Origin of the sequence: Cytobacillus depressus (assembly GCF_008923245.1) — a bacterium.
GTDB classification, from domain to species: domain Bacteria; phylum Bacillota; class Bacilli; order Bacillales; family Cytobacillaceae; genus Cytobacillus; species Cytobacillus depressus.
Genome location: NZ_WBOS01000004.1, coordinates 124344 through 139311, shown reverse-complemented (window position 1 = coordinate 139311; position 14968 = coordinate 124344). Strand labels below are relative to the sequence as shown.

Sequence of the window (14968 nt, the reverse complement as noted above, 5' to 3'; positions counted from 1 at the left end):
ATAAAAAAGGTGGGAACAATTCTATGTTTAAACCAAACTGCAATTGTTATTACTGACCCTCAAAATGACTTTTTGTCTCCAGGAGGAAGAGGATATCATTTGACAAAGGCTAACATTAAACAGAATAATACATTAGTCAACTTGGAACTGCTATTAAGCACTGCCCGTAGTAAAGGTTATCAGCTCTTTGTCTCCCCGCACTTTTTATATCCACATGACTATGATTGGCAGTTTACAGGGAACGAACAAGAGATGTTGATTAGTTTGCGTGTTTATCAGAAATTAAATCAATATAGTCCTCCAACTCCGGAAGCCGATTATGTTTCAAGTTTAGCTCCGTATATCTGGGACAAAACAACCATCATTGCAACACCGCACAAGGTGGCCAGTCCTCAGACAAATGATCTGGTCTATCAACTAAGACAACGCAGAAAAGAACAAGTAATTTTGGCTGGGGTATTATCAAACGTATGTGTTGAATCGCATATGAGAGATTTAATCGAAAATGGCTTCAAGACAGCTGTTGTTTACGATGCAACTGCCACAATTAGTGAAAACGATTTTCATGCTGCTGTTACGAACTACCGAGCTTTCAGTAGCGCTACATGGACAACACGTGAAGCCATTTCAAATATGTAATGATACTCTTAAATAGTCTACTAAAGAAGAAAGTATTCTTTGATTAATTGAAATGTTGCAACCGTTAGGTGCTTTCATTAAGGATATCCAATAAGTCTATTCTTATAAAATTAAGATTCAATTATAGTGTGATTCATTAGATAGATTTCCACCATATCTATTCTAGTTCCTGAAACTCTCCCATCATCTTGTTGCACTTTTTCAAATATCTAATCAAACTTGATACAGTCCGACTTTTCGATAATTGCTTTTAACTTAAACATCACAGCAGTTATGGGTGATTTAAGCTCATACGATATGATAGCAACAATCACTTTTTTTCATACTTCTTTATTAACTAGTTTAATATCACCAATAACTTTGATTTTGTAGAGGTACCGAAAAAGATAAGCTCGTGTAAACGAGCTTTTTTGCAGTTTTTTATTTTGAATAATTACGATTTGTGAATTTGTGAAGAATTGCACTTAAATTAACGGGTGTCTATCTTGAATAAGATTTAAGCAATGATCTTCAACAATCGGGCGCGTTTTCTGTAATCGCAACAAAAAAGACCCCCAACCTATTCGGTTAAAGAGCCTTTGAAATACCAGGGATCATCCAAAGCTTTACTTAATGTTATCTATAATCAGCTGAAAGATTATGGCGACCGTTACAATACGTAGAATTGGCTTAACGAATTTGGGTTTCAACTTTTGAGCAATTCGCACCCCCATTTGCGCACCTGCAACCGAACCAAGCAGCAAAGCAATTGTCAGCGGCCAAATAATCTTTCCTGAAGCAATATAACTTATAGCTGCTCCGAAGCAGCTTGAAAATGTAGCGAGCCGGACATACGCTACCGCTTTGATGTATGCAACCTGTAAATGACCGAATAAATAGAGCATTAGTGTCCCTTGGCCAGGACCGAATAATCCGTCGTAGATTCCAATTCCATATAAGCCTGGTACACTAGCTTTTGAGAAGCGGAGAGGTTTATCCCCGCTAAAGCTCCCTTTGGATAAAAACGAAGTAATGAATGCGAAGATGAGTAAACAAACGGCAATCCAATACAAATTTTTCTCCGAAAGTATTGATGCAACATAGCCTCCTGTTAGCCCGCCACCAAGACTGACTGGAATAATCCAGTACGATTCTTTAAACGATATTTCCTTGCGCCTTACCAACACGAAAAAGCTGGAAAACGAACTAACAGTATTTGATACTTTGTTCGCCCCAATCGCTCCGTGAATCGGAAGCCCCATTAACAGCATGGCCGGAAGACTAATGAGTCCACCTCCTCCAGCAAGTGTACCGAGTGTCGTCGCAATGATCCCAATGAAAAAAATTAGAACGTATTCTATGCTGAACACCTCTCAATCTCTCGAATTAGTCACTAAAAGAGGTTGTTCAAAAAGTCCGGGAAAAATCGCTGTCGAATTTCTGCGTCAGCTTGCTTCTCCGCTCCTCACGTATTAAAAGCATACGTTCCGGTGCTCGAAGGCTTCGCTTCCTTGAACTTCTCGGCTCTTTTTGTCCTCCTTTTTGAACACACTAAAAAATATATTAACTATCTGTCTAGGATGTTTTGACAGACCTTGATTCATCTTGGTTTTTGCGTGGTTTCATTACAAAAGCACCTCCGATTAAAAAGGCGCCGCTCACATAAAAGACAGATACGACACCGATCCAGCCCCCTACTGCACCGAAAAAGACCGGTGCAATAAGCTGTGACAGACGATTCGTCATTAAGCGAATGCCCAGCACTTCCCCTGTTCTTTCTTTTGGTGAGGCGTTATACGTCGTCGTCATCGAAATGGGCTGCCCACATCCTAACCCTAGCCCCATTAAGCAACTAATAATACAAAAAAGAATCACGTTCGTTGATAGGGCAAATATGAGAAAAGACGCACCAGCAAGTAAAATAGAAGTAAATAAAATAAGCTCTCGCTCGAACCGCCGTAGTAAATGGGGTAAAACAAAACGGATAACCATCATCGCCAAACCTTGAATAGAAAGGACCCAACCGATCATGGAAGTAGAAATGCCCATCTCTGTTGCATAGAGCGGGAAATAGGCAACAAATATATCTTTTGAATACAACACGAGTGCACTTGAAAATAACGCCCTTTGAATTAGAGGACTCTTCACTAACTGAAGCGATGAACCAGAACGTACTTTATCGGCAGCTTGCTCCTTTATAACGACCGGAATCGTATAAGCAAATCCGATTAAACACACACAGATGATCATGGACACAAGAAAACCTGCAGCGTAAGAAAAATGCTCAGACAAATATCCTCCCATAATCGGGCCGATAAATGCACCAGCAGCAACAGCAAGCCCAAACATACTATAGTAGTGATCACGCTTTTCTTTTGTTGCATTATGTCCGAGGACGTTTTGTAAGGAAACGGCAATGAAGACATTGGAAATACCGACAAAAAACTGGCTCATGTATAACGAGATAATCGATTCATTCAAATACGGAATTAGCATCCCGATGACCATCCCGATTAAACCCATAATGACCGGAAGACGGTCTCCAATCTTATCAGCAATTTTCCCCGCTTTAATGGCGAATAGAAGCGGCAAGAGCGCAAATGATGCGGTCAATACCCCAATCTCAAACATGGAAGCGTTCATGTCGTATGCAGATAATGTGATGATTGGACGGGTGGCGTTAATTACAATTTGAAATCCGAGAACGATCAGCAAGACATTTCTTAATACCATATTTATTCGCCTCATATTCATGTGGACCAAAACCTACAGTCCTTTTTATCTCTCATGTCACACTACATGAAAGACAGGATCCTCATACAAAGTGACTCCTTCCCCGAATTGTGAAGGAGCCCCTAGATCAATTACTTACTTATTCATCATAAAGATGACAGGCAACATGATGCTCCATTGTCTTATGTTTCTTTTGAGGCACTTCGGATTTACATCTCTCCATGACAAACGGACATCTTGTATGAAAAACACAACCTGAAGGAGGGTTCATCGGTGAAGGTAAATCACCTTTAAGTATGACCCGCTCTCTTTTCGTTCCTAATTTCGGCACCGGCACAGCTGATAAAAGAGCCTGCGTATACGGATGTAACGGGGCTGAAAACAATTCATCTGTCGGCGCCTCTTCTACTAATCTCCCAAGATACATCACGCCGATCCGGTCAGAAATATGGCGAACAACACCCATATCATGTGAGATGAAAAGAAAACTTAAATCTAACTCTGACTGTAATTTCTTCAGCAGGTTAAGGATTTGGGATTGAATTGAGACGTCCAGCGCCGAGACCGGTTCATCCATGATTAGTATTTTCGGATTCAAAATAAGTGCTCTTGCAAGGCCGATTCGCTGTCTTTGCCCTCCTGAAAACTCATGCGGATACCGATAATAATGTTCGAGCTGCAAACCGACTGTATGTAATATTTCCATGACAATTTCTGTGCGTTCATGGGCATTTCCAATGTTATGAATGACCAGCGGTTCCTCTAATGTTTTACCGATTCTTTTTCTTGGATTCAAAGAAGAATACGGATCTTGAAAAACCATCTGGATATCTTGCCGCACTTTCCGCAGCTCTTGTTCTGAGAGTTTGAAAATATTGCTTCCATTATAAATTGCTTGGCCTTCGGTCGGGTCAGTTAACTTCAAGATTGTACGGCCTGTCGTACTTTTTCCACAACCTGACTCACCGACTAGTCCATAAGTTTCGCCTTTATACAAAGTAAAAGAAACATCATTCACTGCTTGAACAAATGTTTTTTCCTTATTTAAATGCAGGAAGTTTTTTTTCACTGGAAAAAACTTTTTTAATTGCTTCACTTCTAACAATGATTCTTTTGCTGGTTCGATCTGTACATTACTTGATTTAGTCATAGGCATAGACATTTTACGCACCCCTCTGTTCAGCTAGTATTTTTTCAAAATGCCAGCATTTAACTTTTTGAGAAGCCGTATTTTCAAAAACTGGTGGTGAAGATGCCGTGCATTGTTCATCTGCAAACGGGCATCTAGAGGCAAAGCGGCATCCATGAGGCACCCTTGTTAAAGGAGGAACTGTTCCTTCAATTGTATGTAAGAGCGCCGTTCGATCACCATCCAATTGAGGGATCGATTTAATAAGACCTTGCGTATAAGGATGCAAAGGGTTTGAAAATAGCTCTTCAACACTAGCTTCTTCGACAATTTCTCCTAAATACATGACAACGACTCTTGAACATAGCTCCGCAACCACACCTAAGTCATGTGTAATAAAAATAATTCCCATGTTTAGTTCTTGATTCAGCTTTTTCATGAGATCGAGAATTTGCGCTTGTATCGTTACATCTAACGCAGTCGTCGGTTCATCAGCAATCAACAATTGGGGATGGCATGCAAGGGCTACCGCAATCATCGCTCTTTGTCTCATTCCACCTGATAAATTATGAGGATACTCTTTCGCTCTACTTTCTGGTGATGGAATGCCGACTAATTTCAGCAATTCGATGACCTCGGCTTCGGCTTCCTTTTTACTCTTTTTTTGATGTAGAATAATCGATTCGGCGATTTGACGACCAATTGTATGAACAGGATTTAACGTGCTTAATGGATCTTGGAAGATCATCGAAATTTCATTTCCTCTGACTTTGTTCATCTGCTTTTTATTGAGAGTCAAAAGATTATTGCCTTTAAAATTGATTTCTCCATCGTATTCAACGGTACCCTCTTCAAATAATCGTAGAATAGTTTGAGACATCACACTCTTCCCGCAACCCGATTCACCAACTACACCGACGATTTCCCCTTTTTTCACTGCAAAAGAAACGCCATTGACAGCTGTCACTTGTCCCGTTTCTGTATAAAAATGTGTTTTCAGATTATTTATTTCCAAGAGTACGTCTGTCATTCTTCCTTTCCCTCCTTACGCTTTTGCTTTAGCTCGACGTTTCTTAACTTTTTTGTAATGCGGATCCATAAGGTCCCGCAACCCATCCCCTAAAGAGTTAAGACCGATTACTGCGATGATAATGAGTAAACCTGGAAATACGGTCATCCACCATGCATTAAATATGGTAAGCTTTCCATCATATAAAATATTCCCCCAGCTCGGTGCAGGTGCAGGAATCCCCGCTCCTAGAAAGCTTAATGCAGCTTCAGTAATAATCGAATCGGCAAAAATAAATGTTGCCTGGACAATTAATGGTGAAATTACGTTAGGGGCTACATGAAGCCAGATGATGCGCGTGGAACTAGCACCTTGAGATTTCATCGCTTCTATATACGTTTGCTCACGAACAACCAGTGCAGCAGACCGAACAATACGTGCTACATAAGGAGTAAATACGATGCTCAAAGCGATGATTACATTTTCAACCTTCGGACCTAAAGCAGCCATTAAAGCGATTGCCAACAGGACTCCAGGTATCGCCATCAAGCCATCACAAATCCGCATGAGAATTTGGTCTAAACTTTTATAAAAACTTGCGTATAAGCCAACGGCTAATCCGACAATTGAAGTAATGATTGCAATCGAAAATCCTACACCGATGGATGCACGTGCTCCATAAATAATTCGTGTCAACAAATCTCTGCCAAAGTTATCAGTACCTAAAATATGCTCTGCATGAGGTGCTTGCAGCCGGTTATTGACAACCATTTCATATGGACTATAGCCGACTACCAACGGACCTACTAAACTTAACAATACTAAAAATGCGAGTATACTGATTCCTATCATCATCGAATAATTGGACAAGAAGCGTTTTTTCAGAAGTTCATTCTGCTCTTTTTTCAACTTTTTTCTTGCTTGCGACAACGTTAACGTGCTCCCGATTCCCTCCATACTATTCCTCCTAACACTTCGAAATGAATGAATCAAAGTTATGTCATTTAAAGATTACTTATCTTCTAATCTAACGCGTGGATCAATGACTCCATATAAAATATCGATGATTAAGTTCAACAGCACGTAGACGAAAGTCACAAATAGGACAATTCCTTGGATGACTGTGTAATCACGTTTTGAAACGGAGTTCATGATTAATGACCCGATGCCCGGGATATTAAAAATGGTTTCAGTAACAACCGCTCCTGTCACTAAACCGCCAAATGTGATACCGATTACAGTCAGAATCGGAAGAAAGGCATTCTGCAATGCATGACTATAGATGACCTTTTTTTCAACTACGCCTTTTGCTCTTGCCATTTTAATATAATTCGTATTAAGTACTTCCAACATTGATGACCTTGTCATCCGTGCAATCAAAGCAGCTTGGATGGATCCTAAAGCAATGGCTGGCATAATTAAGTATTTGATGTGATTCCATAATCCTTCCTCAAGCGGTCTGTAACCAGCTACAGGCAGCCATTGGAGTTTTACACCGACTAGTAAAACTAAAAACAATGCAAGCAAAAAGCTCGGGATACCCATTCCTAATAATGAAAATCCCATAACCGTTTGATCAGTAGCCGTTCCTCTCTTAATGGCTGCAATGATCCCAAGTGGGATGGCAATGCATAATGCAACGATTTCAGCTAGAATCGCAAGAGATAAAGTAGGTCCGATATGACTCATGATGGCTTCGTTCACTGACATATTCATATGATAGGAAGCGCCTAAATTACCTGCTACAGCCTTTTTAATCCAGTTCCAATATTGCTCATAAACCGGCAAATCCAATCCAAGTTGGGTTTTGGCGGTCGCAATTTGCTCTTCAGTCGCCTCTTCTCCCAGCATATAGGACGTCGGGTCGCCCGGGGTCATATGTATAATTGAAAAAATAACAATCGAGACTATAAACAACACCGGGATTAAGGAAAACAATCGTTTTAGTATATAAGCCCACATGAAGGAGTCCCCCCTAACTAATGGTTTCTATGATTGTTCAAAAAGTCCGGAAATTTTGTCCTCCTTTTTGAACATACTTCTAATTAAAATAACGCCAAGTTTATGTATTCAACATTGTAAACCTGACGTTATTTGGTCCGGATTATTATCCCGCATTAACGGGCAGTAAGATTCCCACTTCAAAACTTTAGAAGATTCAAAGAAGTCTAAGCGGGAGATCAAACTGCCCGTAAAAGCCCGATTTAAGGAACGCAGACTAAGAGCGCCACGTCCTGTGGCAACGTCTCCGTGACCCACATCCTGTGGGCCGCAACTAACAATCAGTGGAAAACCACCACTGATTGAAGTTTCACCTTATTTAGAATTTGAAACGTTCCAGAATATGAGCCCGTCCACATCTTCTAATTGTGAAAGAGTTTTACGGCCTGCAAAAAGCATGTCGCCATCTCCCATTTTTATCGCTGGTCTAAAGTCTAAGAACCATGCTTGTAACTCATCGTAGTAACCACGGGCTTCATCAAGTGATGGTGCTTGACGGATTTTTGATGTAATTCCGTTTAATTCTTCACTTTCTGTCCAGCCGACATAGTCCGGTCGAGACCAAACGAGAGAAGTTGGTTCTACTTTCCCTTTATTTGTAATGATCGTGATATCAAAAGCAGATGGATCGTTTCTACGTTCTGAGAACGTCGGCCAATCGTAAACTTCTAACTTAACGTTGATCCCGGCTTTCTTTAATTGCTCTTGAACAACGATCGATGCATTGTACATATGATCATAGTCTCTTGATGTCATTAAACGAATTTCTTCGCCATTGTAACCAGCTTCTGCAAATAATTTCTTAGCAAGGTCTGTGTCATGAAAATCATATTTATCTTTCCCGATTTCGCTGTACCATTGTGATTCCTGATTTGCTAGCATAACATGGTGGTTCGTTTTATAATAATCAGGGTTAACGAAAGCCGCTTTTAACACATCTTCTTTATTGATTGCTGCATCCACAGCTTCACGTGCCACTTTATTCGTGAAGAGTCCTTCTTTTTTATTGAAATAAAGCAAAAGAAGTTCTCTCGGTACACTTTTCAATTCGATATCTTTGTTCCCTTTCAACTGATCCACACTATCAATTGGAAGCTCCATGGCTGCATCATATTCTCCAGATAAAATCCCAGCAACGCGTGTGGAGGAATCTGGAACAAATAGAATATAGAGATCATCTACAAGCGCTTCTCTTTTTCCAGCTAATCCATCTCCAGCCTCTTCCCGACTTGAATAATCATTGAATTTTGTTAAATGAATCTGTTGGTTTTGTTTCCACTCTTTAATTTGAAATGGTCCGGTACCGATATATTCTCCTACTTTCTCTTTTGGATCTTTCCCTTCCAGAACAGAAGCAGGCATGATCGTAGGTGCTTCTCCCCCAGAGTAAGCAAGAACTAGTGCAGCTGTCGATGTCGGTTGCGCCATTTCTAGTAGAACCGTATATTCATCAATTTCTTTAAAGCTTGCTCCTTTGAATGTTTCTTTTCCAGAACTTGAAACGTTGATCCAACGATTCATTGACGCTACTACGTCCTTAGCTTTCATCTCATCACCGTTATGGAATTTAACGCCTTGACGAAGCTTAAATTCGATTGTATTTCCATCCTCTTTATACGATTCTACTAGCATCGGTTGAATTTCACCGCTGGAGTTAAATGTAAGAAGGGTTTCAAAGATGTTTCTAGCAATATTCGAAGATATAGTCGTTGTATTGACATGTGTGTCCAAAGTTGGTGGTTCTGAAGGTACTGCTACTCTCAATTCTCCACCTTTTTTCTCTTTCTTAGTTCCGCCGTCTCCACCTGCACTGTCACTTGAACAGCCGACTAGTGCTAAAACAACTGCACATAATAACACCATGTACTTTATTAATCTCATTCTAATTCCCCCTTTGATTTTTTATCCACATTAACTATGATTGCTTTGCGTTTCATAATTCCCCCCTAAAACAGCTTGATGAGAACGGTTACATTTTTTCAGAGATGCTTAAGCTTGTCCTAATTCCTTTCAGCAACTAGTTCCTTCGCTGTCCATAAATAGCTATTATTTGCCGGTCATACACCCACCCTTGTGTTCCTAATTTTTTATATAGTCAGAAATTTATCACAAGCAACATTGATAATAAAGATTGTTGAAATAAAAACAATAATATTCATTATGAGCATTTTGTTCATTTTGTTCACAGAAAATATCTTCTTTCCGGCCGACCCACTTCCCCATATTTAAGCTGGGCTATCGCTTCTTTAATAGACACTAGGTATTCTAAATACCTTCTTGCCGTTGAGCGGCTGACTCCTACCCTACTACCGATATCCAATGCAGTAATTCCTGACTCGCCACACAATTGCATGACGTTTTTTATTTTTTCTAACGTCAATTTGTCGATTCCTTTCGGATTCATTTCAACCGCTACTTCTTCCATTAGCGGCGGCAATGTTGGTAGCCCGATCAGCTGGTCAATTTCATCCTGTTCAAGTTCTTCCCTTGACGTTAGCAGAGTGCGTTGTTTGCGGTATCTCTTCAATGTCTGTTCAAAGCGGGCAAAATCTACAGGTTTGACAATATAATCAAAAATGCCACCACGCAGCGTTTCTGCTATGGTCACTACCTCTTTTGCCGCGGTTACCATGATCACGTCTATTTCATTGAATTCATTTCGCAGCTGCCAGAATAAATTCAATCCTTCTGTATCAGGAATATAGACGTCCAATAAAATAAGATGGGGTAACGTCTTATTATTCCGTAAGTAAGTTAATGCATCTTCACCCGTTTTCACAGCATAAAGCACGGTAAATCCATCTATCTGATTGACTACCTGACGATTTATTTCAGCAATTCTAAAGTCATCTTCAACAACTAACACTTGTATCTTTTCATGCATTTCTGCACCCTCCCTTATTTAGATCCTTCGGTATAGAAACAACAAAGCAAGCTCCGCCAAGCTCTCCTTCCTCTAAAAAGAGGGCTCCCTTAACTTCAGATATCAACTGTTTCGTCAATGCGAGCCCGAATCCACGATGATTACCTTCCTTTAAAGAAAAACCTTGTTCGAAAATTTTCATTGAAAGCTCTTCTGGTATCCCTTCTCCTGAATCTTCAATTTCAAAAATAATATCATCTCCGATATCTGTAAAAAAAATTGTAATTGTACGGGTAGATTTCATCTTCACTGCGTCCATCGCATTGTCAATAAGGTTTCCAATGGCTGTCAACAACGCTTTGCTCTGCTTTTCACATAATAGACTTTTCAATACGCTATCCGAATGGATCGATAATTCAATTCCAAGTTCATTCGCTTGATTTAACTTGCCAATTAAAAGGCCACTCACTAACGGATCCGCGATTTTTTGGATTAACAGATCCGCCCATTTTTTTTGTAAATTGCTTTCCTTTAAAATATAATCGATGGCCTGTCTTTTCTTTCCTAAATGCAGTAAGCCGACAATTGTATACAACTTATTCGAAAATTCATGCGTTTGGGCACGCAAAGCATTAGCATATTGCTTAACCCTATCCAATTCCTTTGCCAGCAACTCAATTTCAGTTTTATTGCGAAGTGTTGACACAGTTCCCATAAATGATTGTTCAAAATAAATGGGAACTGAATTAACAAAAACAATGTGGTTTCCTATCACCATTTCCCGATTAGATTGTCCGTTCGCGTCACTTAAGTACTCGAATAAATGAGGCTCCGGCAACACTGTTTGTATCTTTTTCCCTAAATATTGTTCAGCCGAAATTTGACTATTAAATAATAATTGTTCAGCGGTTGAATTCAACATCGTAATAATTCCGTGTTGATTTAAAGCGATAATTCCCTCATGGGTCGATTGTAGAATCGTTTCTTTTTGGAATAATAAGTGAGCGATTTCCTCAGGCTCCATTCCAAACAGCAATTTTTTTATATAAGATGCAATGACGACCGCCCCGATGATCGCAATTCCCGCAATGAGCAGCAAGACAATCCAAAAATGTTCATTATATGTACGAGTGATGCTTCGAATATCATCAGCTAAAAACCCAACAGAAACGACTCCGACAATCTTTCCATCTGAATAGACAGGCACTTTCGCTCTTAGCGAACTCCCTAATGAACCAACTGCTTTTGACACATATGATTCTCCGAACACCAGCGCCCTCTCATTGTCTCCTCCTACCATTTTCTTTCCGAGACGATCTGGAATGGGATGGGCATAGCGGATCTCGTCCGTATTTCCGACTACAATGAATTCGGCTCCCGTTGATTCTTTGATCGGTGCAATCATCGGATTGATAATGGATGCAGGATCTTCCCCCGAAAATGCTTCCATCAACTCAGGAATATGAGCGACAGTTTCAGCCACACTAAGCGCCCGTTGCCCCATTTCGGCTTCAAGCGTATCAGATACGAAATATTCAATGAAAAACCCAATGATAATAACAACTGCCATAATTAAAATGCCTATAAGAAGGATCATTTTTATTTTTAAATTAACTATTACGTCCGGCTTTATATGGAGGTTTCTGACATCAGTTTTACGATAATACATAATAGTTCGGCACCTCTAGTTTTCTGATATATTCATAAATTCAAAATATAGCAGACTATAAAAGGTTTAGCAATAGTGGATTTCAGTATGTATGAAGCCAGAATTAGCAGTAATCCAGAAATTATTACGATTGTCTAGGCCCTTAGTACCGCGTACACCATAATGAAATGGGGCAAAGCAATGTTAATAAGACAATGGTTCCAAAATTTACTGATTACCAATTAATCGCCTTGCCGCTCTCTGCATAATTCCGCCACTCTGGTAATATTCAATGTCCACTACATTATCTAAACGTACGATTACTTCGAAGGTAAATAGAGTGCCATTTTCCCTTATTGCCTCTATATGGATCGTTTCCCCAGGTTTAATATGGTCGGATAGTCCAATTGTACGAAATATCTCCCGACCGGTAATTCCCAGTGACTGCGCACTTGCACCATTTGCAAATTGCAATGGCAAAACGCCCATTCCGACTAAATTACTGCGATGAATACGCTCAAAGCTTTCTGCTATAACCGCTTTTACCCCTAGTAAATAAACACCTTTTGCCGCCCAGTCTCTTGAACTCCCTGTCCCGTATTCCTTACCAGCAATAATGATAAGAGGGATATTTTTTTCCTTATATTTTGTTGAAGCTTCATAGATTGGCATAATTTCATTAGAAGGAAAGTACTCAGTAAATCCTCCCTCAAGTCCAGGTACTAGCCTGTTTCGAATACGGTGATTGGCTAATGCACCGCGAACCATGACATGATGATTTCCGCGCCGTGATGGATATGAATTAAAATCCTTTTTATCGATTCCCATTTCACTTAAATAAGCACCTGCGAGACTATTTGGTGTAATGGCTCCCGATGGTGAAAGATGGTCCGTCGTAACCGAATCTCCTAAAAAAGCTAATACTCTGGCTTGTTCTATTTCTTGAATATGAATTAGCTTCTCAGGCATGTCATGTAAGAAAGGAGGTTCCTGAATGTATGTGGAAGAAGGATCCCATTCATACAACAGTCCTTCCGGGATACTAATTTTGTTCCAGTCCTCGTTCGCTGTATACACTTCTTGATACCGGCCTTTAAAAAGCTCTGGATAAATTGCATCGGCTAGATATTTCTGAATTTCTGCTGAAGATGGCCAAATTTCACGTAAATAGACTGGTATACCTTGATCATTAAAACCAATTGGTTCAGTTGCGAAATCAATATTAATCGTTCCAGCCAATGCATAAGCAATAACAAGTGGTGGAGATGCTAAATAGTTTGCTTTAATTTCTGGGTGTACACGACCTTCGAAATTACGATTTCCTGAAATAACACTTGCCACTGTTAAATCATGTTGTTCAATCACTTGACTGACTTCAGCTGGGAGCGGCCCTGAGTTACCAATGCATGTTGCACAGCCATAACCGGCAATATGGAATCCTAAATCTTCTAAAAAGAAAAGGAGACCCGATTCACGCAGATAATCTGTCACAACTCGGGATCCGGGGGTTAATGAGCTTTTAACAAAGCTTGGCTTCTTCAATCCCTTTTCAACAGCGTTTTTCGCCAGAAGTCCAGCCATCATGAGCACAGTTGGATTAGAGGTATTTGTACAGCTTGTAATAGCAGCTAATACAACAGAACCATTCATGATACTTGTTTTCTTACCATTTTCATGTGTTATTGTTACTCTTTTATTTAATTGTTCCTCAGTTAGTCCATAGCCTCCGTCAACTATTGGCTTCCGGATGATTTCATTAAAGGATTCCTTCATTTTGGTTAAATTGATCCGGTCTTGCGGGCGTTTTGGTCCTGCCAATGAGGAAGTGACTTTAGAAAGATCTAATTCAATGATCTCCGGATAATCTGGATCCTGGCTGCTTTCATCCATGAACATCCCCTGTTCTTTGTAGTAAGTTTCAATAAGTTTTAAGTACTCTTCACTACGTCCAATTAGTCTTAAATAATGAATAGTTTCAATATCAATTGGGAAATAGCCCATTGTCGCTCCATATTCAGGTGCCATATTAGAAACAGTGGCACGATCTGCGACGCTCAGAGATTGAACACCGGGGCCAAAAAATTCAACAAACCTTCCTACTACCCCATACTCTCGAAGCATTTGTGTAATCGTCAAAGCCAAATCTGTTGCTGTCACACCTTCCGCAAGCTCTCCGGTTAACTTAAAGCCAAGAACTTGTGGTACTTCAAAATACAAAGGTTGTCCTATTATAGCTACTTCAGCTTCCAATCCGCCAACTCCCCATGCGACTATGCCGAGACCGTTGATCATCGTAGTATGCGAATCAGTTCCTACAAGCGAGTCTGGAAATAAGATTTTTTGCCCATTAGCATCCTTTTCAATGACTACCGATGATAAATACTCCATATTAATTTGGTGCATGATTCCAGTCGCTGGAGGAACAATTTTTAGATTATCAAATGTATTCTGTGCCCACCTTAAGAAACGAAATCGCTCTTTATTTCGCTCCATATTTACTTTCTCATTCAACGTTACCGCATTTGCGGTTCCATAAAAATCAACTGCGACAGAATGATCTATAACAAGATCAACAGGAATAACCGGATTTACCTTTGAAGCATCTTTGCCTTTCCGGCTGATTGTTTCACGCATAGCAGCAAGGTCCACTAAAGCAGGAAGCCCTGTTGTATCATGCATTAAAACTCGAGCTGGTTTAAAAGGTATTTCCTCATTTCTGCTGCATTCAACTGTCCAATTAGCGATTTTTTTAATATGTTCTTTCGTAACCGTTTTCCCATCATAGTTTCTAATGGCTGCTTCAAGTAATACCTTCAATGAATACGGTAATTTGTTTACTTTTTCAAAACCTTGTTCAATTAATGATTTAATAGGATAATAGATATAATCTTTATCGTTAATTTTTAATTTTGAACGCATATTGAATGTTTTTATATCCATTTGTTGCCCCCCTTAATCTCATCGATT

At 39.9% G+C, this 14968-nt stretch carries 11 protein-coding genes; 1 reads left to right on the top strand and 10 read right to left on the bottom strand.

Annotation, left to right across the window (positions count from 1 at the left end):
* Positions 1-9 precede the first annotated feature (9 nt).
* Positions 10-639, top strand: a complete 630-nt coding sequence (locus F7731_RS11435) for a cysteine hydrolase family protein (RefSeq protein WP_151534917.1) — start codon at positions 10-12, stop codon at positions 637-639.
* 605 nt (positions 640-1244) lie between these two features.
* On the opposite strand, the gene F7731_RS11430 is transcribed toward F7731_RS11435, so the two are convergent.
* From F7731_RS11430 to acnA, 10 genes are all read right to left on the bottom strand, one after another.
* On the bottom strand, positions 1245-1979 hold the full coding sequence (locus F7731_RS11430; RefSeq protein WP_151535160.1) for a sulfite exporter TauE/SafE family protein: 735 nt from the start codon (positions 1977-1979) through the stop codon (positions 1245-1247).
* A gap of 214 nt (positions 1980-2193) precedes the next feature.
* Positions 2194-3351 (bottom strand): MFS transporter, encoded by a 1158-nt coding sequence (locus F7731_RS11425; protein ID WP_151534916.1) that lies wholly within the window; start codon positions 3349-3351, stop codon positions 2194-2196.
* A 139-nt stretch (positions 3352-3490) separates the two neighbouring features.
* Positions 3491-4513, bottom strand: coding sequence for an ABC transporter ATP-binding protein (locus F7731_RS11420; protein ID WP_425481994.1), 1023 nt, complete (start codon positions 4511-4513; stop codon positions 3491-3493).
* 1 nt (position 4514) lies between these two features.
* Complete coding sequence (locus tag F7731_RS11415; protein ID WP_151534915.1) at positions 4515-5510, bottom strand: ABC transporter ATP-binding protein; 996 nt, start codon at positions 5508-5510, stop codon at positions 4515-4517.
* 15 nt (positions 5511-5525) lie between these two features.
* Positions 5526-6446 carry an ABC transporter permease gene (locus F7731_RS11410; RefSeq protein ID WP_151534914.1) on the bottom strand — a complete coding sequence of 307 codons (921 nt, stop codon included), beginning with the start codon at positions 6444-6446 and terminating at the stop codon, positions 5526-5528.
* A gap of 54 nt (positions 6447-6500) precedes the next feature.
* Entirely contained in the window at positions 6501-7451 is a 951-nt protein-coding gene (locus tag F7731_RS11405; protein ID WP_151534913.1) for an ABC transporter permease, read from the bottom strand.
* Between the two features lie 354 nt (positions 7452-7805).
* Positions 7806-9371: an ABC transporter substrate-binding protein gene (locus F7731_RS11400; protein WP_151534912.1), complete on the bottom strand. Its 1566-nt coding sequence runs from the start codon at positions 9369-9371 to the stop codon at positions 7806-7808.
* Between the two features lie 301 nt (positions 9372-9672).
* The gene (locus F7731_RS11395) at positions 9673-10374 is read right to left on the bottom strand and encodes a response regulator (RefSeq protein WP_151534911.1); all 702 of its coding nucleotides are present in this window, start codon (positions 10372-10374) and stop codon (positions 9673-9675) included.
* Positions 10367-12022 carry an ATP-binding protein gene (locus tag F7731_RS11390; protein WP_151534910.1) on the bottom strand — a complete coding sequence of 552 codons (1656 nt, stop codon included), beginning with the start codon at positions 12020-12022 and terminating at the stop codon, positions 10367-10369. The genes F7731_RS11395 and F7731_RS11390 overlap by 8 nt, the downstream gene beginning before the upstream one ends.
* Positions 12023-12229: 207 nt before the next feature.
* Positions 12230-14941, bottom strand: a complete 2712-nt coding sequence (gene acnA, locus F7731_RS11385) for an aconitate hydratase AcnA (RefSeq protein WP_151534909.1) — start codon at positions 14939-14941, stop codon at positions 12230-12232.
* Positions 14942-14968: the final 27 nt, after the last annotated feature.

Excerpts from the sequence above, each read along its gene's own strand:
- F7731_RS11425 (WP_151534916.1), bottom strand. The coding sequence starts at position 3,351 with ATGGTATTAAGAAATGTCTTGCTGATCGTTCTCGGATTTCAAATTGTA.
- F7731_RS11420 (WP_425481994.1), bottom strand. The coding sequence starts at position 4,513 with ATGTCTATGCCTATGACTAAATCAAGTAATGTACAGATCGAACCAGCA.
- F7731_RS11415 (WP_151534915.1), bottom strand. The coding sequence starts at position 5,510 with ATGACAGACGTACTCTTGGAAATAAATAATCTGAAAACACATTTTTAT.
- F7731_RS11410 (WP_151534914.1), bottom strand. The coding sequence starts at position 6,446 with ATGGAGGGAATCGGGAGCACGTTAACGTTGTCGCAAGCAAGAAAAAAG.
- F7731_RS11405 (WP_151534913.1), bottom strand. The coding sequence starts at position 7,451 with ATGTGGGCTTATATACTAAAACGATTGTTTTCCTTAATCCCGGTGTTG.
- F7731_RS11400 (WP_151534912.1), bottom strand. The coding sequence starts at position 9,371 with ATGAGATTAATAAAGTACATGGTGTTATTATGTGCAGTTGTTTTAGCA.
- F7731_RS11395 (WP_151534911.1), bottom strand. The coding sequence starts at position 10,374 with ATGCATGAAAAGATACAAGTGTTAGTTGTTGAAGATGACTTTAGAATT.
- F7731_RS11390 (WP_151534910.1), bottom strand. The coding sequence starts at position 12,022 with ATGTATTATCGTAAAACTGATGTCAGAAACCTCCATATAAAGCCGGAC.
- acnA (WP_151534909.1), bottom strand. The coding sequence starts at position 14,941 with ATGGATATAAAAACATTCAATATGCGTTCAAAATTAAAAATTAACGAT.